This is a genomic window from Paenibacillus sp. VT-400 (assembly GCF_001029205.1).
Lineage (GTDB): Bacteria > Bacillota > Bacilli > Paenibacillales > Paenibacillaceae > Paenibacillus > Paenibacillus amylolyticus.
On the sequence record NZ_LELF01000047.1, the window covers coordinates 728560 to 750429 of the forward strand.

At 44.4% G+C, this 21870-nt stretch carries 15 protein-coding genes; 2 read left to right on the forward strand and 13 right to left on the reverse strand.

What is annotated here, in order from left to right:
* Positions 1–9 precede the first annotated feature (9 nt).
* The 7 genes from EL84_RS05510 to EL84_RS05540 all read right to left on the reverse strand — a co-directional run bounded on the left by EL84_RS05510 (position 10) and on the right by EL84_RS05540 (position 10674).
* The gene (locus tag EL84_RS05510) at positions 10–2022 is read right to left on the reverse strand and encodes an ATP-binding protein (RefSeq protein WP_053061393.1); all 2013 of its coding nucleotides are present in this window, start codon (positions 2020–2022) and stop codon (positions 10–12) included.
* 26 nt (positions 2023–2048) lie between these two features.
* Positions 2049–3152, reverse strand: a complete 1104-nt coding sequence (locus EL84_RS05515) for a DNA cytosine methyltransferase (RefSeq protein WP_047840991.1) — start codon at positions 3150–3152, stop codon at positions 2049–2051.
* A 372-nt stretch (positions 3153–3524) separates the two neighbouring features.
* Positions 3525–5219 carry a diguanylate cyclase gene (locus EL84_RS05520; protein ID WP_047840992.1) on the reverse strand — a complete coding sequence of 565 codons (1695 nt, stop codon included), beginning with the start codon at positions 5217–5219 and terminating at the stop codon, positions 3525–3527.
* 335 nt (positions 5220–5554) lie between these two features.
* Entirely contained in the window at positions 5555–6325 is a 771-nt protein-coding gene (locus EL84_RS05525; RefSeq protein WP_047840993.1) for an AAC(3) family N-acetyltransferase, read from the reverse strand.
* A gap of 160 nt (positions 6326–6485) precedes the next feature.
* Positions 6486–7904 carry an L-arabinose isomerase gene (gene araA, locus EL84_RS05530; RefSeq protein WP_047840994.1) on the reverse strand — a complete coding sequence of 473 codons (1419 nt, stop codon included), beginning with the start codon at positions 7902–7904 and terminating at the stop codon, positions 6486–6488.
* A gap of 273 nt (positions 7905–8177) precedes the next feature.
* Entirely contained in the window at positions 8178–8873 is a 696-nt protein-coding gene (locus EL84_RS05535) for an L-ribulose-5-phosphate 4-epimerase (protein WP_047840995.1), read from the reverse strand.
* A 175-nt stretch (positions 8874–9048) separates the two neighbouring features.
* Positions 9049–10674: a xylulokinase gene (locus tag EL84_RS05540; RefSeq protein WP_047840996.1), complete on the reverse strand. Its 1626-nt coding sequence runs from the start codon at positions 10672–10674 to the stop codon at positions 9049–9051.
* Between the two features lie 434 nt (positions 10675–11108).
* Here EL84_RS05540 and EL84_RS05545 point away from each other — a divergent pair, with 434 nt between their 5' ends.
* A complete protein-coding gene (locus EL84_RS05545; protein WP_047841106.1) occupies positions 11109–12200 on the forward strand; it encodes a GntR family transcriptional regulator in 1092 nt (363 codons plus the stop codon).
* Between the two features lie 151 nt (positions 12201–12351).
* Here the strand turns inward: EL84_RS05545 and EL84_RS05550 are convergent, their stop codons facing one another.
* The 5 genes from EL84_RS05550 to EL84_RS05570 all read right to left on the reverse strand — a co-directional run bounded on the left by EL84_RS05550 (position 12352) and on the right by EL84_RS05570 (position 20263).
* Positions 12352–13116 carry a leucine-rich repeat domain-containing protein gene (locus EL84_RS05550; RefSeq protein WP_047840997.1) on the reverse strand — a complete coding sequence of 255 codons (765 nt, stop codon included), beginning with the start codon at positions 13114–13116 and terminating at the stop codon, positions 12352–12354.
* Positions 13117–13679: 563 nt separating this feature from the next.
* Positions 13680–14819 carry a 5-methyltetrahydropteroyltriglutamate--homocysteine S-methyltransferase gene (locus EL84_RS05555; protein ID WP_036611821.1) on the reverse strand — a complete coding sequence of 380 codons (1140 nt, stop codon included), beginning with the start codon at positions 14817–14819 and terminating at the stop codon, positions 13680–13682.
* Positions 14820–15012: 193 nt separating this feature from the next.
* A complete protein-coding gene (locus tag EL84_RS05560) occupies positions 15013–16866 on the reverse strand; it encodes a hypothetical protein (protein ID WP_047840998.1) in 1854 nt (617 codons plus the stop codon).
* A gap of 11 nt (positions 16867–16877) precedes the next feature.
* Positions 16878–19169: a glycosyltransferase family 2 protein gene (locus tag EL84_RS05565; protein ID WP_053061394.1), complete on the reverse strand. Its 2292-nt coding sequence runs from the start codon at positions 19167–19169 to the stop codon at positions 16878–16880.
* Positions 19169–20263: a bifunctional glycosyltransferase family 2/GtrA family protein gene (locus EL84_RS05570; RefSeq protein WP_047840999.1), complete on the reverse strand. Its 1095-nt coding sequence runs from the start codon at positions 20261–20263 to the stop codon at positions 19169–19171. Before EL84_RS05570 ends, EL84_RS05565 begins: the two co-directional genes overlap by 1 nt.
* Before the next feature lie 458 nt (positions 20264–20721).
* On the opposite strand from EL84_RS05570, the gene EL84_RS05575 reads away from it, so the two are divergent.
* On the forward strand, positions 20722–21444 hold the full coding sequence (locus EL84_RS05575; RefSeq protein ID WP_047841000.1) for a YheC/YheD family protein: 723 nt from the start codon (positions 20722–20724) through the stop codon (positions 21442–21444).
* Positions 21445–21528: 84 nt separating this feature from the next.
* On the opposite strand, the gene EL84_RS05580 is transcribed toward EL84_RS05575, so the two are convergent.
* On the reverse strand, positions 21529–21870 hold the full coding sequence (locus tag EL84_RS05580; protein ID WP_047841001.1) for a hypothetical protein: 342 nt from the start codon (positions 21868–21870) through the stop codon (positions 21529–21531).

The window sequence follows — 21870 nt, forward strand, 5'->3', positions numbered from 1 at the left end:
TCTACAGAATTATTGTGGTTTTTCTAAAGCGACCGCTACCTGGTCTGTTACCACTGAATGCTCCGTTTCAATCACTCTTGCCCCCATTTGAATATCTTTCATCAACTCAAACACTTGCCCCGCATCTTTACTTCTACTTAAGTAACTCTGATAAGCTTGCATGGCATTTCTAATCAATTCAGGATAGAGCACTACACGTGCATCTTGGCTTTTAAGTTTTGCAACATCTTCTTCACGTTTTCGAGAATCTTCCCAACCTCTCAAAGGTCTCCCCAAAACGCAAATAAACTCCAGTGGTTCTTTTGCTCCAGTCTCGTCTAAAATCCTTTGCATAGCTGTTCTATACTTATCTATCTGCCTACCTAATTCCCAATAGTCGACCACTCTATCCGGGCGCTTTAATTCAATAACTACATTCTTTCCAGAAACGTTTTTATATCTAATGTCTAATCTTGCCCTCCGTTCTTCATCACTTAAGTCAGCATCAAGAGCGCCGAAAACCTTGTCTATACGTTGTTCCATATAATCTGAATCCGTAGCCCTCTCCCAAGATGGATCCAATAACCACAGATGATTAAAGAGATGTTCCTGAATAACTTTTTCAAGATCATTAGCATCTACTTTATCTTGTAGTACTCTAATTACTTCTATACGTTCTTTTATTATTTGATAATAAAGCGAAGCTTCTAAATCATCCAATCTACCAAAAACTTCACTCAAAGCTTGTAAATTTTCTACTGATATTTTATCTAATGCATCAAGGTTATCTCTATACCTTAAACTCTCAAATGCTAAAACTGCATGGCTAAAGAGTGTCCCCCTATCTTCACTTGATTCAGCAGTCATTTGATTTATACGTCCAAATAGTTTTGTTGCTGACGTTTTATACTCAGGTGATAGTGTTTTAAACCATGCTTTTAGTGCAGGATTTTTTAATGCTTCATCTTTACCTTTTTGTCCTCTTAAAAAAGACCATTTACCCTGAATTTTTTTAAGTTGTTCTTTAACCCACTCCCTCAATTCTAAGTATCGGGGATCATCCTCAATAATATGTTGACGACTACTAGTTGCAATATCTTCAAGACCATCATCATCTAAAAAATCAGCATGGATCTCTCCTATTAAATATGTACTATAAATACCAGTTTCATTTATCTCAGCCAATATATCTTCTTGAGCCAATTTATTTCTCACCATAACAACTATTTGGTTCAAACTTTCAGTGCCTTCCTTAAGATCACCAGACTCCTTTACTGTCCCTATCCACCCCTTTATAGAATTACCATTTTTAGTAACTGCAACTGGTATGTGCTCAGTAATTGATATATTTGGAGGAATATCTATTTCGCCATAAGTCCATACATTCTCTAGTTTTTTGAAGTAATCTCTATCTGAAATAGTTATTGGAGTTCCATTAACTAATACTGAGAAATTATGTGTTTCTCCAATAACACTAAATCTCCTAGCCAACTTCTTCCTTAACGAAGCCTCATAAATCCTCTTTTGGCGAAGATCACGTAAAATTATCTTTGTACCGTTTTTAAAGTCTATATCATTAGCATCAAGTACATCAGGATTATAAGTTCCTCCCGAATCTCCCGATCCTTTAATCTGTTCTTTTAACTCCTTGAGAGACATGCGGAGTGCACTCTTTTGTCCGTCACGAACTGAATATACCTCAATAGTATCTGCAATTGAAAAAAGGGAAAGTTTTCCTATTCCCTTTCTCCCCATTACGGGTCTTTTGTATTTCGGAGATAACCTACCCTCTTCACTTTCCCTACGAGGGTAACCTACCTTTAAAAATTTTTGATTTATATCATTTCTCGTCATTCCATGTCCATCATCAAAAATTGTAATTATATTATTATTCTTATCGATATCTATATCTACTGAATTCGCATCAGCATCCCAAGCATTTGCAACAGTTTCTGCGAGTACAGATGCTATGTTACTGTATAAATTAATCCCAAGATGATTTAATACATTAAGGCTAATCGTTATTTTATATTCTTCTTCCATAAATCTCTTCCTCCAATCATATTACTTTATTTTTCTTTTCGTAATTGTTTAATCTTTGCTTCCTGCTGTTTCAAATGTTTACGTATGCTTAAGCCTATAATCTCACCCAAGACTACAGGGACGGCATTTCCTATTAAACGTCCAATTGTTTTAACTGATATAGGTTCACCAGGAGGCACGAATTTATACTCCTTAGGAAAACTTTGCAAAATAGCCCCTTCTCTAAGAGAAATAGCTCTATTTTGCTCAGGATGGCCAAACCTTCCATTACCAAACCCGAAAAATTGGGTGGTCATTGTAGGAGAAGGCTCATCCCAAACCATCCTTCCATAAACACTTGAATAACTTTTGCCTGAACTTTTTTTATGGCACGCAGCAACTAAATTCTCCTCCCAATCACGCCATGTGCCACCTGGCAAGGAGGCCTTAATCCGTTTAAGATTGATGGTAGATAATGATGATGAGTGGTGGAGTGGATCCTTAAAATCACTTTCCCCTGCACCTAGTGGAGACAAATCTCCTATTGCATCTCTCACAGTTGTCTGAGTTATCTCAAAGTTAATAGGCTTTAATAATTGTATATCAGCGAATCTAGAAGCTAACAGTACTAACCTGCGTCTTTGTTGAGGCAATCCATAATCCGCACAATTAACTATTTTATAATCAACAAAATATCCTAAACACCTTAATTTATCTACAAAATCCCCAAATACTTCTTGTTTAATTAGTTCCGGGACATTTTCCATTGTAACTAAATCGGGCAAGGTATCGTTTACAAGCCTAGAGAATTGTAAAAGTAGCCACCACCTCTCATCATTTTGGTCAGCTTTACGATTATAGGATGAGAAAGTTTGACATGGGGCACAGCCTGCCAATAAATTTATACCGTTCTTTCGAAATCCTAATCTAATATCTTTTGATTGCAAATCTTCAACTGATTTTAATTTAAATTTAGCCTTATTATTAGATGTATATGGGTAGTAGCAAGCTGGATCAATATCCACTCCAAGTTTAACGTTTATTCCGGATTTGACGAGACCATGCGTCAAACCACCAGCTCCACAGAATAAGTCAACTGCGTACACTTTACGCTCTGATAATTCGCTCTGTCTAAGTCTAGCTGTTGACATTTTTCACCCTCCTTTGATATTTAAGTATCAGTTATATTATTATATAAAAACTCATTAAAAACCATATAAATAATCTGATAATTAGTTTACTACGATATTTACAACAATTAATTCTTACAAATATTTCTTCTCTATAAGTAGTTGTTAAAAAAGTCCGCTTTTTGATTACGAAAGATGCCTAGTGGCATCATCAGCATCGAAGATGGAACTCAGCCCAAATGTCAGTTGCTCACGTAGTTTTCCCTACGCTCCGCTACTCCATTACTAGCTTCATCCCACTTTCTCGATACTGAAAACCAATCTTTTATACTTTAAATTGATATGATGGTGCTTAATACAAATTTCATTCGCGTAACCCTTTACCCGTAAATTTCATACAACACCCCGCTCAAACTCCGCAAACTCCACTCTGTTACGCCCGTTCTGCTTCGCCTGATACAATGCCTTATCCACCGCAGCGAACAGCTGAGTCAAATACCCCTCCGGATTGTCCGGCACATGCACAACTTCAAAGTCCTCAAAGGCCAGAATTCCAATACTAATCGTAATCGACACCTGCGTACTCTCGTGATCCACCATGATGTGGTTGGACTCCACAGCTGTTCTTACGCGCTCCGCGATTTGATTTGCCAGATCATGCTCCGTGTGCGGAAGGTAGATCATGAACTCTTCCCCGCCATAACGCGTCAGGATATCCGTACTGCGAATGGATTGTTTGACGGCCTCCGCCGTGCGAACGAGCACTTCATCCCCGATGACATGCCCATAGCGATCATTAATCGCTTTGAAGTAGTCGATATCGAGCAGCAGGAGTGAGAATGGTGTTTTGTATTGAATATTGGTAATAACCTCGTGATTCAGATGTTGGGTCAGATAACGACGGTTGTAACAGTTGGTTAAACTGTCCGTCAGGGCGAGTTCCTCCAGTTTGCGATTGGCCTCGGACAACTCCTGACGGATCAAGTCTAGCGCCTGGTTTCGCTCCTGAAGCGTTACGTTCTGGCGATTCATCTCTTTCACGTAGAAACGCTCCTGTGAGACATCCTGAAACGTGAGAATATGACCGATCGGCACAAGAGCCGAATCCACAATCGGAGAAGATTGCAGGATATAGTGCCGGATATTGTTGTCCCGATCCACGATCACTTCAATGTGAGAGAGGGTATTTTCTTTTTTCTTATAGTGATTCACAAACTCCCGGCAGCTGCCCACAACATGAACAGACTCCAGAAAAGCTTCCATATCAAAAGAATCCCCCACATGCAGATCCATAAAAGATCGTGAGGCTTTGTTCGCTTCAACAATGACTTCATTCTCATCCAGTACCAGAATGCCATATGGAATGGTATTGATAACATCCTCATGGGCGATGGAGACCAGATCGAACACATTGTATCTTTTGATCACATAGACAAAGAACAGGTCCGATAGAAAGATCCCCAGCGAAGTCATGCCAGGAATGATCGGCAACCACCGGGCTAGAACGACATTCAGAATCGCATCAATTGTTGCAAACACAGCCAACACCAAGATGCCCCACAGGGTGATTCTCACCTGTTTTTTGATCATGGCAGACGTCTGCGAAGAATACACCGCCCGGAATAGAACCACGAGAGAAGTCAAGAAATAGCTCACCAGAATAGTCATCACAACCCAGAACCAAAGGCCGTAATCCCGCTCGATGTACCCGCCCTCCAGTGGAATGACGAATTCGTTCCATGGATTTGCGACCACACCTATAGCCCCGATCACCGCAGGGACAAATAGCAAGAAGGTTCCTTTTGCACTCAGACGCTCTGAATAACCGGTAATAAAGATCGTCAGTAGAAGCCACCCGCTCCCAAGCAGAGAGACCGCAACGAAAGATAAGGTAACGTAGAACAATTGCAGACCGGAATCATCCGTGAGCGTACTCGCAAATTGACAGAAAGGCCAGAGCATCATCAACCCGTGAAATAAAAAGTACACTTTATGTAAGTTCGTAATTCTAACTGTAGCAAACACATATACACCTACACCAAACAAAAGGACAAATAAAAAGAGATCATACCATACTAAAGGGTTCACGAATCTTCTCCTTCTTAGATGCTACAATGACAACGTGGTTGTTCATGATTCTATGTGATACTTATATATAACTTCAATAAACACCTATACAATTCTGCTACGCCAAACTTATTGGTTAATTTAACCATATCTTATCACACCACCATAAGGGTGAGTAGCCCATACACTGGAAGTCCGACCAACCTCTGATCGAAATGCTGATCTATTTCTGATTATTTATGAATGCCTTTGAAGGTTTAGAGTACAAACAGGAGAGGAGATCATCTGCTCGGGAGATATTCGGATATCATCAAGTGATCGATATTGAGCCATCCGGCTACCGGACGGCTCTTGTATCATTCGGTTACTGCATGTAGAGGGAGATTGTCCGTGAATAGATCAGGGTTATGCTTGAGCATCTCCGTAATTACCTCTGCTGTCTTAGCCGCATCACACACTCTTACGACCGCATCACCGAGCTTTCCTGTACGCATCGCACCTTCGCGAACCAATACCTCGTCTACTTTCCAGAAATGCTCCGACCATGGCAACCCACAATGTCTGCGGGATGGTACTGAAATCTGGCTTCCATCTGGTAAAACCGTATACAGCATCTCATGCTCGTCCGTCATTCTGCCAGGGATGTCCACCCACTCTTCGACCCCGTGGATAAATGTATTCCGCTTCAAGTCAACGCCTACTAACAAGATCGACGCTTTCCGATCAAGCAGTTTCCCCCATGCTGAACCTCTCGCACACGGTGTATCGAAGAGATGATCGTCCTTCGTAAATGCCTCTGCGTCCCTTCCCAGTGCCGCTACCGAATGCGTAGGGTGCCACGAACGAACTACGCCCGCACGTTTACGAAAAAGTTCAGGCAGAATGCCCACGCAACAGGTAGTATTTTCCACGTGAAACACTGGGTTATCCGCATTAATGGTAGACCACGTATGAGTGGGAAGCACCAACAATCCCTCTTTCATATAGTCACTAAAGGCATCCAACACCGTGTCTGCTCCACCTTCAACCTCGCCTATACTTTTCATTGAAGAGTGAATAAGCAATGTGCCTTGCCTATCCATACCAAGCTGCTCTAGTTGCTGCATCAAGCTTTCTTTTGTATACATGTCCTTCCTCCTTCATTTCTTATCCCTTTTCGATGAAAAAGCAAATCCTTGCTCAGCTTCACATCATGCTTCTCAGCATAACAAACAAAGGGCCGAGGGTTAACCCCCGGCCACAGAGAAAAAAATTGTATGAGTTCAGGCAGTAGCTGCCAATCCACTTTTACTTAATAATAACGTACTCCAGATTCACCAGCTTCGCATACGTCACGATCTGATCTGTAGTCAGGTTCAAGGATACAACCGTATGGTGACCACCACCATTTTCGATCCATGCCTTCACTCCATCTTGGAAGTTCGGCTTCACGCTCCACAGAACACGCGCTACTGGCAGATTAGGTGCTGGAACGGTTGGTTCAAAAGCAGATACTTCGTTGATCAGCAGTTTGTAATGTGTACCGAAGTCTGCCATGGATACCACGACACCTTCACCTGCTTTGCCGTCGAATACGAGACGAGCCGGATCTTCACGATCGCCAATGCCCAGTGGGGACACGATGATTCTCGGTTTGGTGCTGGCAAGTGTCGGATCTACTTCAAGCATGTGAGATTGCAGGATCGCTTCCTGTCCAGCGGCCATCTCGTATGTGTAGTCTTCCATGAAGCCTGTGTTCTCGTTATGGGCCATGATTTTCAGCAAGCGATCCAGCGCAGCTGTTTTCCAGTCACCCTCACCGGCAAATCCGTACCCTTGAGCCATCAGGCGTTGTACTGCAAGACCCGGAAGCTGCTTCATGCCATGCAGATCTTCGAAGTTTGTAGTGAAGGCACTGTAACCACCTTCGTCCAAGAAACGTTTGATCGCAATTTCATAGCTCGCTTGCACACGTACACTGGCTTCCCAAGCTTCCTTGCTGTTCGTGCCGTAATCGAATTCGTAGAGGTCTCCATACTGAGCGATCAAATCATCGATTTCCTTCTCTGTTACAGCGTTCACGTATTGCACGAGGTCGCCAATACCAAAGTAATCAACGGTCCATCCGAATTGGATCTGTGCTTCCACTTTATCACCTTCGGTTACGCCCACGTTGCGCATGTTATCACCGAAGCGAGCTACTTTGATGTTAAAGCTCTCATTATAAGCTACCGCTACGTCCATCCAGTCAGCAACCTGTTGTTGCACTTCTGGGCGCTCCCAGTAACCAACAACGATTTTATTTTGTTTTCTCAGACGGGCATTAATGAAGCCATATTCGCGGTCACCGTGTGCCGCTTGGTTCAAGTTCATGAAGTCCATATCGATGGTTGCCCAAGGAATGCTTTCGTTGAATTGGGTTGCCAAGTGCAGCAAAGGTTTTTGCAGCAATTTCGTACCACGAATCCACATTTTCGCTGGGGAGAACGTATGCATCCATGTGATCACACCTGCTACTTCGTCGCGATAGTTGACTTCCTTCATCGTGCTCGTGATTTTATCTGCGCTTACCGCCAGATCCTGCAATACGAGCGGGTACGGCAGTACGCCACTTGCATTAAGGGCATCCGTGATTTTCTGTGCGTTGGCTTTTACTTCGCCCAGTGCTTCTTCTCCGTACAAGTGCTGTGAACCGACCACAAACCAGAATTCTTTTACTGCTGACATATAATCATCCTCATTTCATTATTTTATAGTCGAATAAATGGGTTACACTGGACCACTGCGCAGCCAGAATAATCTTCCGATCACTGTTATCCCCAGATTTTTTTGATTCCCTTTTCTAAAGGGAAAATCCGGGGATAAAGGTGAACGCTCCGCTTCTCCAGCTTTCTTCTGTCTTCTCCGTTATCGTGTAAAAGTTTTATACAACTTTGTTGGCAGTAGTAGCACAAGACCTATTCGATTGGATTAGTGTCATCCTATTGATACACAACCTAATTACTTCTGTCCGTAATACGCGTCTTTGCCGTGTTTACGAAGATAGTGTTTATCCAAAATGCCTTGTGGCAGTTCTTTCGCGAAGTTATTTAACTGCCGCGCGTACAGGTTCATTTTGCATACCTCTTCCAGCACGACACTGTTTACCACCGCAGACTTGGCATCTTTCCCCCACGTAAACGGTGCATGACCATGGAGTAACACTGCTGGAACGGCCATAACATCAATCCCACGCTGCTCAAACGTTTCAATAATGACGCGTCCTGTTTCCGCTTCGTATCCGCGATCAACCTCGTCCTGATTCAGGAAACGTGCACAAGGCACCGCTCCATAGAACGTGTCTGCATGTGTTGTTCCCATAACAGGGACGTCCAGTCCGGCTTGCGCCCAGATGGTCGCCCATGTGGAGTGTGTGTGCACGATGCCGCCAATCTCCGAGTAATGCTTATATAGTACGGCATGTGTTGCGGTATCCGAGGAAGGTCTCATCTCACCCTCCACCACATTACCGTCCAGATCGACCACAACCATATCGCTTGCTTTCATCACATCGTAGCTAACGCCACTTGGTTTAATTACGAACAGACCGCTTTCCCGATCAATTGCACTGACATTACCCCATGTGAATTTTACAAGTCCGTGCTTGGGCAGTTCCAGATTCGCCTGGAATACCTCTTCTTTCAGTTGTTCTAACATGTTATTCCCTCCCGTTCTCTAATAGTGCGTGTTCAAAAAGTCGGTTTTCAGTACCGAGAAGATGGGATGAAGCTAGAAATGGAGTAGCGGAGCGTAGATAGAGCTACGTGAGCAACGGACATTTCGGCTGAATTCCATATTCGATGTTGATGATGCCACTAGGCATCCTTCGTAATCAAAAGCGGTCTTTTTGAACAACCTCTACCAGATGATCTACGGCTGATTGCTCAATCGCAAGTCCACTCCGATAGCGTTCGATAAATGCTTCAAACCCTTTCACATCCGATGCATCCGGTGCTACTTCGACTCCCTCAACATCGTTGAAGACTTTCTGTTCCAGGAACACATCCAGGCTCTCCTCTTGATCCTTGTTGATCATGTACGAAGCCAGAAGCGCCATACCCCATGCGCCGCCTTCACCAGCGGTAGACATCACCGACACGGGTACGTTCATCGCAGCGGCTACAATACGTTGTCCGACCACAGGGGTCTTGAACAGGCCACCATGCGCCAAAATACTGTCAATGGCTACATTCTCTTCCTCCGTCAAAATATCCATACCCAACTTGAGTGCACCGAAGGCACTGAACAGATGTGTCCGCATGAAGTTCGCCAGATTGAAGTTGCTTTCCGGGGAGCGGACGAACAATGGACGGCCTTTCTCAAGTCCCGTAATGTTCTCACCTGAGTAGTAACCGTAGCTGAGCAAGCCACCACCATCAGGGTCTGCCTCCAAAGCCTTGTTAAACAACACGCTAAACAACTTGGCGTTATCCACTTCATATCCCATTGCTTGAGAGAATTCACGGAACAGTCCAACCCATGCGTTGATATCACTGGAACAGTTGTTGGCATGCACCATCCCTACTGGACTGCCATCCGGCGTGGTGACCATATCGATCTCGGGATACACTTTGGATAATTCCTTCTCCAGTACGATCATCGCAAATACGGATGTGCCAACGGAGATGTTCCCCGTACGTTTTCTCACGCTATTTGTTGCCACCATACCCGTTCCGGCATCGCCTTCTGGCGGGCAGAGCGGAATGCCTGCTTGCAGATCTTGTGAAGGGTCGAGCAACTTGGCTCCCGCTTCCGTCAGCTCACCTGCATTCTCACCAGCGAGATACACTTTGGGAAGAAGATCTTCAACTTTCCACGGATAACCCTTGCCTGCGATCTGTTCGTCGAACTGTTGGATCATGGATGGGTGATAGTTATGTGTAGTCTCGTCAATTGGGAAAATGCCTGATGCATCGCCGATCCCAATCGCCTTATTGCCCGTCAGCAACCAGTGGATGTATCCAGCCAAAGTTGTCAGGTGATCGATCTGTGGCACATGCACCTCTTCGTTCAAAATCGCTTGATACAAGTGGGCAATGCTCCAGCGTTCCGGAATATTGAATTGCAGAAGTTCCGTTAGCTCTCTTGCGGCTGCTCCCGTCGTAGCGTTACGCCACGTGCGGAAAGGGACCAACAGTTCACCCGCGCTATCCAAAGCGATATATCCGTGCATCATGGCCGAGAATCCGATAGAACCGACCGTTCGCAGCGTAATTCCGTATTTCTGTTCTACATCTTGCTTCATCTCACGATAAGCCGTTTGCAGACCTGTGATGATATCCTCCTGGTTGTACGTCCAATATCCATCTTTCAGGAGGTTCTCCCATTCATAACTACCTGACGCAATGGTTTCAAAACGCTCGTCAATCAATACCGCCTTAATCCGCGTTGATCCAAATTCAATTCCGAGCGAAGTAGCGCCCTTGGTAATGGCTTCTTTCAAGTCCAATTGACTCATAATCACGTGTATCCCCTCTCCGGTCGCGATTTCACATCCCAAAGGATGCATATATAAGGTGAAGCTTCTACTTATGGCAGTAGCTAATAATGAATTTTGTATAAATGCTTCCTGTTGTGTTTTCAAAGAATGCGCTTTCCTTTTCTGACAGCCTTAGTATATTTTTTGTACGTACATTTGTCAATAATATATAATAGTTATACTTACAAAGGACATATATTGTAGTCTATTCAACCATTCAAAGGTCTTATATGGCTATAAAATGGCTATGCTGTAAGGTACACCTCCATCCAAAAAGGCTGGATATGTACGGTTTATTTCGAAAAATGTTCGGTTTTATTTTCATCCTATCTGAATCATGCTAAAATATGTACGTACAACTATTTGAACAACAACGTTTATATAGATGAGTAACGATGAAAGAAGTGGACTACGTGAAGCCAAAATATCAGGTCATCATTGATGATATAAAGAGTCATATCCTTTCGGGAACATATAGCATAGGCGAACAGATCCCCACCGAGTTGGCATTACAGGAAAGCTACAACGTAAGTCGCCAGACGGTGCGGAAGGCTATTTTGGAGTTATCAAACGAAGGATTTTTACGAAGCGAAAAAGGTTCAGGGACCTACGTTAGCAATCAGTATCGCTCTCGATCAGGCGGCAACACATCGAAGAAAACGATTGGTGTGATCACGACATACATCTCGGATTATATCTTTCCGTCCATTATCCGCGGTATTGAGAGTCGTCTAAATGAGGACAACTACTCGTTACTGCTGGCCAGTACTAATAATGATGTAGCGCAGGAGAAAAAAGCCCTCGAAATGATGCTCTCCTACGGCGTGGATGGCCTAATTGTCGAACCAACCAAAAGTAATCTGTATAACCCAAATATTGCGTACTACCTGTCCTTCAAAGAGCAGGATGTGCCGTTTACGATGATTAATGCATTTTATGAGGAGCTGGAGGTTCCGTTCTTCTGCCTGGATGACGTGCAATCCAGTTATCTTGCTACACGGGAATTGATTGTGAAAGGCCATACCCAGATCGGCATTATTGCCAAAATGGATGATCTACAAGGCAAGTACCGGATGAAGGGGTACATCAAGGCGCTGGGTGAAGCGAAGTTACGGTTCCATCCTGAGCAAGTGCTTTCCTTTGATACCGCATCGAAACCGGATTTATCCTCTAATGTAGCAACGTATCTGGAAGAAAACAGGGATTCGCTCACCGCGATCGTCTGTTACAACGATGAGGTAGGATTGGAGGTCGTGCACGCTTGTAGGCAACTCGGCATCTCGATCCCTGATGAGTTATCCATCATTGGACAGGACAATTCGTACATCGCCAAGAACGCCAACATCCGGCTTACAACGTTAACCCATCCCCAAGAGCAAATGGGCCGTGATGCTGCCGACTGGGTGATCAAGAATCTGCAAGGCAAAAAGGATATGCCCACGAACACCTACTATCAGCCGGTGCTGGTTGAGGGAGAGACAGTGAAGGAGATCGAAGTGGAATAATATTGTTGTGGGACAGGCAATGAGTTGTTACCGAGCGTTTCTGTTCAGCATACTTAAAGAAGGCCGTCAGAATATCTGCGGCCTTCTTTGTTTTTGTTCAATATAATGAGGGATTAACTTCTTCTTACATATACATCTTCTCTAATCGAAACTACTTCGCCTGATCCGCTTCATCGCTTACCAGACTTACAAGGACGCCTTTCTTCTCCAAGTTTTTCACAACCTGCTCTGCACGCTCATTCAACGGATTGTTAGCCAAATATACCTCTGTTAGATGTGGGATGGTTTCGAGCACTGCAATATCCTCAATGAGGTTACCTTCTACATATAGATACTCCAAGGTCGGATGGTTTTTTAAAGGAGTTAGATCCTGAATTTTATTACTATTCATAATGACCCATTCCAGCTTTAACTTCTGAAGAGGACTCAGATCAGTCACCTGATTACCGCTGGCGAATAGACTTTTCAGCTTATGCATATTTTTCAATGGAGCCAGACTTTTGATGTTGTTATCTTCCATAAATAAAGTTTGCAGATTTTTTAATCCTGAAATTGGAGACAGATCTGTAATCTGGTTTCCATCCAAAGCTAAAAACTCTAATTTTTTTAATTTGGTGAGCGGTGTAATATTTTTCACGTTATGGCCGGGTAGAACTAAATCCGTCATATTAACGGCATGTTCAAGACCTTGCAGGTTAGAAATCTTACTTTTTGTTTCCATAGCATATAGGGATTTTAATTTTTTCAAATCGGCAGCCTTTATTTCCTTCTTAGCCGACATCTTCAAATCTGCTCGAATAACTTTGGCCAAGACCGGGTCCTTAATAAGTGACGACGCAGCCAAAACGCTCGTTGCTGGTAATAATACAAAAACCAAACAAAGAACGATCAACTTTTTGATGAATTGATTATGCATGTAGAATCTCCTTACATTATTTAATAATACAAATATACCATGATCTGGAATGTAATACATGGATATTATTTTCATCCTAATTTAATAGAACCCCTCCTGCTCTCATCCTATAACTGTTCCGTTAAGAACGGATAATGGACTACTTCATCAAGGAATGTAACCCTCTGTGCTTCATACCGGGAAACTTGTGGCTGAGGGTAAGCCCGCAGAGGTGATAACCGCCCCACAGGTTAAAGACATTTTTGGATTGGAATGTACGGTCATAGAAGACCCCGTTTCGGGATCACCAATGGTGGTGCCTAAAGGGCGATATCATGCAAAATAGACAAATAGCGGCAGTTGCGACAAAGATCCCTTTGTCCTAACTGTCGCTATTTTATTTCGTCCACCACACCTCTTCCTCAGTCATGCCGCTTCCCTGATCCGTTATTCTCATCTCTACCCATGGCTTCACTCTCTTGGCTGATATGGGTTCTGATCAAACATCCACTCAAAAGTGAGGATACACCAAATAGCCATACGGATGATGATCCGTACGGCTAAGATGAATGACGTTGAAAAAGTTACTTCCAAAGCTCTTCAGCAATTTCCTTAATGAAGGCAAGTTTGCGCCATTGCTGTTCCTCGGTCAGATGGTTGCCTTCTTCCGTGGAAGCGAAGCCGCATTGTGGACTCAGGCAGATTCGATCCAAATCAACATATTGTGTAGCTTCCTCAATCCGTTTCAGGATATCTTCCTTGTTCTCCAACTCTCCGAATTTGGAAGAGAAGAGGCCAAGTACGACCTGCTGATTGTCCTTCAGGAATCGAAGTGGCTTGAAGTCTCCAGCCCGTTCCGTATCAAACTCCAGATAGAATCCTGAGTAGTTATCGATGCTCAGAAGTGTCTGCGCAATCGGCTCATAACCGCCACCGACTCCTGCAAATGTCGAAACATAATTACCGCGGCAGACATGAGTGGTTACCACGAGGTCTTCCGGCAGGCCAGATACCACATCTTCGTTCAGTTTTGCGAGTTCATTGGCGTACTCTTCCACATTAACACCAATCTGCTCCATCACTGTGATGAACTGTTGGTCACACAATGCACCCCATGTGCAATCATCAATCTGGATGCTACGGCAGCCGGCTTCATAAAAAGCCAGGATGGATGCTTTGTACGCCCCGACAATGTCCGAGAGAAGCTCTTGGCGGTTCGGATAGATGGCCTGTGTGCTTTCCTTATTATCTGCCCGGTCCAATTCGAATAGGAACTGGGCTGCTGCTGGAATGGACTGACGGGCAACAACGTCTTCCCCAGCCGCTTCTTTCAAGAAGGCATAATGCGCTACAAATGGATGACTGCTATAGCTGATTTTGCCGCTCAGACGAGCTGTTTCCGGTCTGGATGTCGCACCGTTGAATCGGTAGCCTTCCTCAATGATCGTCCGCTCTACACCATCCAGTCCCCAGAAAAAGTCCAGATGCCACCAAGAGCGGCGGAATTCGCCGTCCGTTACAGCCTGAAGGCCAACCTCTTTTTGCTTCTGTACAAGTTTCACAATCTCGGCATTCTCCACTTCATTCAACTGTTCCGTGGTAATTTCGCCGTTCTGGTATTTTAATCGGGCATCCTTCAACGCACTCGGGCGCAGGAAACTGCCAACAATATCATATCGAAATGGAGTGACTGTTCGTTGTTTAGGTTCTGTTTGTATGCTCATAGTTTAATCTCCCCGTTTATCATTATAGAATTAAATATAACATATCCGATCGGAATAGCTGTTCTACGAAAGAGTTATAGCCCGCTATAGGTATTAGCTATAACGGGCTATATTTAAGGAGACTCTATATACAAATCATGTATTCCATTTTATCTGACCGGATACCCGGAACAGGATCTCAACATCTATGATCTCAAGCCAGCGTAAGAACGATCTGATCCCCCGAACGGGTAATTTTATAAATCCCCTCTTGCATGTCGATGCCATAATGCTTTTTCAGCAACCACTTGGCGTTGAGATCCGTCTCGACGACCACCAGATAATCGTAGCCGCTCAGAAGGTTATCCATATTATCCTCATAGAACAACACGATCCCGTCCACATGTGGAGCATACAAGAAATACTTTCCTACATATTGCATGTAATAATTCGTGACCTGCTGGTCCCTGTCTGAGGCGTAGAAGAGATATCTATTATTATCCACCTGCCCACCTGGATACCACCGATCACCGGTAACCGCATGAATCTTGTAAGGGAGCGTTGTATCGTAGGTTTTGGCAATCGAGACGATCCCGTTGTATTCCGATAAAAGGATGGTCGCCGCAACCGCCATACAGCCGATAATGCCTTTTTGATAATGACCTTTTGTCTCAACCGTCTTAAAGGATTGATAATCAGGCACCTCACCGATCCGATAGTGGAATGATCGCTCCAGGTCGATCGCAGCGCACAACACCAGCCCACCGGCGAACAGCACCACGATACTCGATGCATAACGCTCAAATCCAGCCAGGACAATGGCTTCATCCAATGGCATGGAGAAGAGATACAACGCCAGAATACCCGCATAGTACAGTAACAGTACAAAATCCAAAGCAATTAATGCTTTCCATAAGTTCCACTTTTTCTTGAGCACAACGATGGCAAATACAGATGCTGCAATTGCGATAAGCTGGAAAATAACAATGCCGATCACTGGCCGTGTCGTCAGATCCGTACTGGCCTTCAGGAAAGTCCACAGAATCTCACGCATCTGCTCTGGCGTTTTGCCGGCTTGAATCCCCGACGTAGCCACATCGAACTTGTTATCAATCCCTTGGAACACCGTTGCCATTCGCCAGCTCCAGCTGAAGTAGGGAATCAGCGCACCGCAGATCGTACCCACTACAGCGAGCGCTGTTTTCCAACTGAACTTTTGTTTATGTTTTAGCCATGTATACACTAGGAATATCAGACCGATCGCGGCGAAAATAATACCCGTGCTTTTGATAATGGTCAGTAATCCCGCAAGCGGAAGAACAACAATACATGTTTTTTTGATCTCATTACGATATTGGTAGATCACCGCCAGGATCGCTAGCGCGTAGATTGGAAGCAAGAAATCCACGAGCAGATTGGTGATCCGAATCGTAAGATTGAAAAACGAAAGTGTAGATAACCCGAGTCCAAGAAAAGCGTACAGAAGAAAGCGTTTCTTCTCCGAAACAATGCCAAACATGGCATAAAAACAGGAAAAGATAAGCAATCCCTGTGCCAAGAGCATTACGGACTGGGAGTGCCCCATGAAGCGACAGACATAATAAATAAACGACGAAGTCCCCAGCGGATAGTTTTTAAAATCAATCAGGTTGGAGTCTGGCGTCGGAAAGGCATCTGTACTCATCATCTGCTTCAATACGATAGCCCAGTGGGAGAAATTATCGTAGTGTGTCAATTGATTTTGGAACAGAATCAGCAAAAAGATGAACGTTCCGCCCAGAAAAGAAAACTGAAATAACGAGAACAATACATTCGGCTTGGTCCCTCGTCGGACAGCTCGAACCAGCGTATCTCTAAAAAGAAACAAGCCGAGTATCATCAAGATAATACTTCCTATAAAGAGCTGACCTGCCAAGCCAGCAAAATATACGATGCAGGCAATCGAGGAAAACACAAATACAGGGATAAACTCCCACCGTAGTGCAAATGTCTTCCGAACAAACTGCATATAACCAACAAAGGAGATTATCAATAAAACTCCCATCACAAAATGAAGCACAATGAGCATCTTTATCTCTCCTAACCCTCTCTGGTGGAACGATCGGAATGTGGCTCAATCAAATCAGTCAACAATTGGTCGATCAGGCCCTTCTCCACAATATCATCGATATTCTCCACCGAGAGAAGCACTTCGCGCTCACGAGCTGTCGTTTTTCCCGTATGTTGCAAAATGACTTCAATATTACTCTTCGTATAAAAAGTAACGACCGCTCCTGCCGCAATATCACCATGGAAACCCGTCGCGGAGAAGAAACGATAATTGAAGCTGCGCAGCGTACAGCTAGCATCATTGGTGAAATGAACTGGAAGCTGAAGGGAAAGCCGCGGCATTTTTCGCTGATCCGATCTGGGTTGAACAATCCGTTTTTTCACATTACGTAACATATCGTCATAAGCCGTATCCCACAGATTCATCTGCTCTGGCAACGAGTGTTTACGGTCGTAGATGATTTGCATGTATTGGCGGTTATCATTCTCATCAATCGGCTGAACCGTTGCGGAGTAACGCCAGCCCTCTCCATCCTGTTTCACATAAACGATGACTGCATCGAGATTGGCCTCATACCGGTCGGTTTTGACAACCAAAGAGATGATCTTCTGCTCAGCCAAATAAATGGGATATGGGACATAGAAGGCAATACCTTGCTCAGATACATCCACCGTCTTGGCCTGATAACGCAGATTGTTGGCTTGGTCGTGAATCGTGACATCTTCCTGCGCCCGAATCCGTTCTGTCTCCCGATACGCACGGCGGCCGATCATGAAGAACAGGGCATAACACAGCGCAATCATGTTATGAATCAGCCAGAAAATAATGATACTGCTGAAGAAAAGCGCAATGCCGTACTTGCCATTCACATACCGAATCACGGCTGCAATGGAAAGCAACAGCAAGAAGATATGCGGAAGTGCATATAACAGAGCAGACATCCATTGTCGACCGCTTGCTCTGCTTTTGTTGGTAACCTTGAATTTTTTCTCACGAATACCCAGCGTCTCCAAGAGAACCGGCCAGATCAAGTAAGGCATAAATATGGTATCGATAACCTGACTCCATCGCTGATTCCGAATATTGCTGGACAGATATCGCATGGATACACTGTAGAAGAAATAAGATGGAAGCCAGAATATTAAGATTTGCCAGAAGGTTGTGTTCACAATCTGGAAGTCAAATAACGCAAATAAAATAGGTGCCAAAATGAAAATCAACCGATTAAAGAAGGACCACCAGTATAAGAAACTGCTTAAGTAGGTCACTCTCGTCCAGAAAGGAAGCTTGCCAGACAAGGGTGCACGCGTATTCTGCAGGCTCTGAATGATACCCCGTGCCCAGCGAATCCGCTGCTTAATCATGCTCTTCACTGTTGTTGTTGTCTGACCGGCAGCTTGAACCTCTTGAGTCGCATAGGTAATATAACCTTCCTGCTGCAAGCGGATGCTTGTCTCAAAGTCCTCGGTGATTGTATTGAGTGGAAAACCTCCGATGTCTTCCATGCCCTGCCGGGAAATGATCGTATTACTTCCTGTATAGGCTACCGCATTGGAGGCATTACGCAGGATGTTCACTTCTCTGGAGAAGAAATCCTGTTCATTCGGAATACCTTGCTCTGCATACAGGTTAAATTGGAATAGATCCGGATTGTAGAAGCTTTGCGGGGTCTGTACCAGACCAAGCTTGAACTTAGGGTCCATCTCGTCCTCTCGGCGAGGACGCCATACCTCATTCTCCTTAATAAACGTGGAGAGCATGAAATAGGGTACCGTTTTCATCAAAAAGGTGTGCTGTGGAATCATATCCGCATCAAACGTTGCAATGAGCGGGGAAGAGCTTTTGCTCAGTGCATTGTTCAGATTACCAGACTTGGCATCCTTGTTTCCGGGGAACCCCAGATACCCCACGCCAAACTGTTTGGCAAGCTCCTCCACCTCTGGTCTCGCTCCATCGTCACAGAGATAGATATGAACCTTCTGCTTGTCCGGGTAATCCATGAACGTACAGGCATTAACGGTTTTATATAACAGATCAACAGGCTCATTATGCGTAGCAATAAATACATCCACATCCGGATAATACTCCGGCGGAACGATTGGAAAATCGAGCTGTGTACGTTCTTTTTGCATCTTTTGAAAGAATAATTCAAAGGTTGTCAGTACGGTGACCGTTTCAGCAACAATCAACAGCATACCAAAAATGACGTTCAGAACGCCCTCACCCCATGGCAACGTAAAGAACGTACGCCATACCAAATAAATCGACATCAGGATCATCGTGATGACAAAAAAGATATTCTGCCTTTTTTCGTTTTGCACTACAACTGCTTCCTCCTTGCTGCAAATACCCATCTTCGCTGCAATTGGAAACTGAGCAGGAACAGCAAGGCATCACAGACGAATTTCGCCAATTTCTCATCTACGAAGAGAACGGTATGGAATATATATACACCGGTACTGGACAGCAAGATCACTACTCCGCATAACGTTAGATAGCGCCATAGACTGCCCTGGCTATCCTCCTTGCGGAATACAAAGTGTCTGTTCAGTACATAGTTGACCACAATGGAAATAACTCTCGCAATCACGGTTGCAAGCAGAATTCTTAAATAGTGCTGCTCACCCAACACGGGCCGCAACGCGTCGATCAAAAACCAGGCGATGCCCAAATCCACAACAGAACTGGCCACCGATGATGAAATGAACCGCAGGAAATTGGAGAACAACACCCCCATGACCCGAGCACTATCCTGGATCGCTTTAAAATGAGTGCCTGCATTGCTATTCTCATAAATGACTTGGATTGGCATCGTATGAATCGGTATGCCAGACTGAATGCACGAGATGAGCATTTGTAGCTCATATTCAAATCGAGTGCCGCGAACATCCTGCATAAACGCAAGTAACCCTGGACCGAAGGCACGAAGCCCAGTCTGGGTATCTGACAGTTTTTTACCATAGAGCATGGCAAAAATAAAGGAGGTCATCCGATTGCCTAACAGGGACTTTGGAGGTATGTTCCCCTCGCTGAAATTCCTTACCCCGAGCACCAATGAGTCCGGATAAATCCTTGCTTCCTGGGCTATGCGGTATACATCCTCAGCTGCGTGTTGTCCGTCTGAATCAGCGGTTACGACGAAGGAAGATACGTCGAATTGCTTCCCAATATACTCAAATCCGGTCTTGAGTGCCGCACCCTTCCCCTGATTTTCCGCATGTGTCAGCAGAGCACAACCGTTCTCGCGAAGCTCCTCGAAAATCGACTGGTAAGCCTCACCAGATCCGTCGTCTACAATAACAATATTAGTAAATCCATACTCTCGCAATTGCCGTACATAGGCTGGAAGTCTCTCATCCGGTTCAAGCGATGGAATGAGGATGATCGTTTCGCCGTTTTGTCTACCTATAATCATCCTGATAAGCCTCAATTCGACATATTTTCACAAATTCTTTTTTGAATATTGTGAGTATAACATCGAAAAGGCATACAGTAAACGAATAACTTGTATATATATTGGTAAAAAAGTTGCACTCTTTTATAAGCTAGTTTATAGGCGAAAAATACTAGTATAGGGTTAGTCTAGCACTGCTCAATCCATTACACATTTGGCTCTCGTTTCAGTACGTGCATCAGCATGGCATGCCGTTATCCACGGTGGTGATAGAAGTGCGCCTGCGTATCCAGAAGCCACTCGAAGCGTGAATGAACACCTCCCCAGAATGCAGTCATTTCTCGCAAAAGTTCATCTTCTGTCTCCATCGACCAATTGGACATGCATCAACTTACAAATCTGGACGAATGGCCACTTATGCGGATCACGAATTTGAATTAGAATTACCGTAGACGATTGAAAAAAAGGCTGTGATTCCAATGTTATTCGAAAGAGACAAATGGTTGCAGTATGGCATTCTGCGCGATGAGCCCTCTCTCGCTGAACGGTTGCCAGAAACACAGTTGCTTGAGAAGGATACGCTAACAAAGATGCTTCTTCAGTATCCCAGCGTTGTACTGAAACCTCGTAATGGCAGTTACGGAAGGGGTATCCTGTTCATTAAACGAAGCGGTGCAAATGCTTATCGTATTCAAAATGAAAATAACACAGTCACCATGAGAGACAACGAGCAGTTACTCGAATGGTTCGAACAAACAATCAAAAGTGATGAGTATATTGTCCAAAAGCGTCTGCAGCTTGCTCAAATTAAATACAGGCCGTTCGACATTCGGATCATGGTTCAGCGCAAAAAGGGTTCCTCGTCCACTTGGAACGTGACCGGTTCCTATGCTAAAGTCGCAGCACAAGGATACCAAGTCACCAATGTAAATAACCGCCCCATTCCAGTTCTTAAAGCACTGAGACTAGCTCGAATTGGAGATCGGCGCTTACTTGTCAGAGCGGAACAAGTTGCACGATTAGCCGCCATACGATTGGGAGAGCATTACCCTATGCTTAGACAAGTCGGGTTCGATATAGCCATTGACAAGAAACGGCGAATTTGGATTATCGAAGGCAATTATCAACCAGCCTTACGGCCTTTCCGACTTTTGAAAGATTCCTCGATGCACCGCAGAATATTATGGTACAAGAAACATTAAAACGAAAAAAGACGACCTGCCTGCTAGCCCGGGCAAGTCGTCTCTTCATGTTTCGTACCTAATCTCGATATTAACCCTCTTCGGTTATTTCCGGCATTTTCTAATCGCACTTGTAACACGTGTCACTCGGAACTGATTTACCCCTACCTGTATAATGGCGAACTGGCTGTACGAAGTACCAGAAGAGGTATACGGTTCAGCCTCAATATTTCCACTCGGTGTTCTAACCGTCGCGGTGATTCTGGTTACCAGGCACACACCACGGTCGGAAGATCTCCAAGTCTCGTCACGCTGAACACTATATCTATCGTTGCTACAAAAGATGGATGCATACTCCACTACTCCACTCGCATTAAACGAAGTAGAGTTATAGATCTGAACAGGGTCATAACCACCTCTAGGTGCTCCAGGTCTTCTATTTCCCAT

Excerpts from the sequence above, each read along its gene's own strand:
- EL84_RS05510 (WP_053061393.1), bottom strand. The coding sequence starts at position 2,022 with ATGGAAGAAGAATATAAAATAACGATTAGCCTTAATGTATTAAATCAT.
- EL84_RS05515 (WP_047840991.1), bottom strand. The coding sequence starts at position 3,152 with ATGTCAACAGCTAGACTTAGACAGAGCGAATTATCAGAGCGTAAAGTG.
- EL84_RS05525 (WP_047840993.1), bottom strand. The coding sequence starts at position 6,325 with ATGTATACAAAAGAAAGCTTGATGCAGCAACTAGAGCAGCTTGGTATG.
- araA (WP_047840994.1), bottom strand. The coding sequence starts at position 7,904 with ATGTCAGCAGTAAAAGAATTCTGGTTTGTGGTCGGTTCACAGCACTTG.
- EL84_RS05535 (WP_047840995.1), bottom strand. The coding sequence starts at position 8,873 with ATGTTAGAACAACTGAAAGAAGAGGTATTCCAGGCGAATCTGGAACTG.
- EL84_RS05540 (WP_047840996.1), bottom strand. The coding sequence starts at position 10,674 with ATGAGTCAATTGGACTTGAAAGAAGCCATTACCAAGGGCGCTACTTCG.
- EL84_RS05550 (WP_047840997.1), bottom strand. The coding sequence starts at position 13,116 with ATGCATAATCAATTCATCAAAAAGTTGATCGTTCTTTGTTTGGTTTTT.
- EL84_RS05555 (WP_036611821.1), bottom strand. The coding sequence starts at position 14,819 with ATGAGCATACAAACAGAACCTAAACAACGAACAGTCACTCCATTTCGA.
- EL84_RS05560 (WP_047840998.1), bottom strand. The coding sequence starts at position 16,866 with ATGCTCATTGTGCTTCATTTTGTGATGGGAGTTTTATTGATAATCTCC.
- EL84_RS05570 (WP_047840999.1), bottom strand. The coding sequence starts at position 20,263 with ATGATTATAGGTAGACAAAACGGCGAAACGATCATCCTCATTCCATCG.
- EL84_RS05575 (WP_047841000.1), top strand. The coding sequence starts at position 20,722 with ATGTTATTCGAAAGAGACAAATGGTTGCAGTATGGCATTCTGCGCGAT.
- EL84_RS05580 (WP_047841001.1), bottom strand. The coding sequence starts at position 21,870 with ATGGGAAATAGAAGACCTGGAGCACCTAGAGGTGGTTATGACCCTGTT.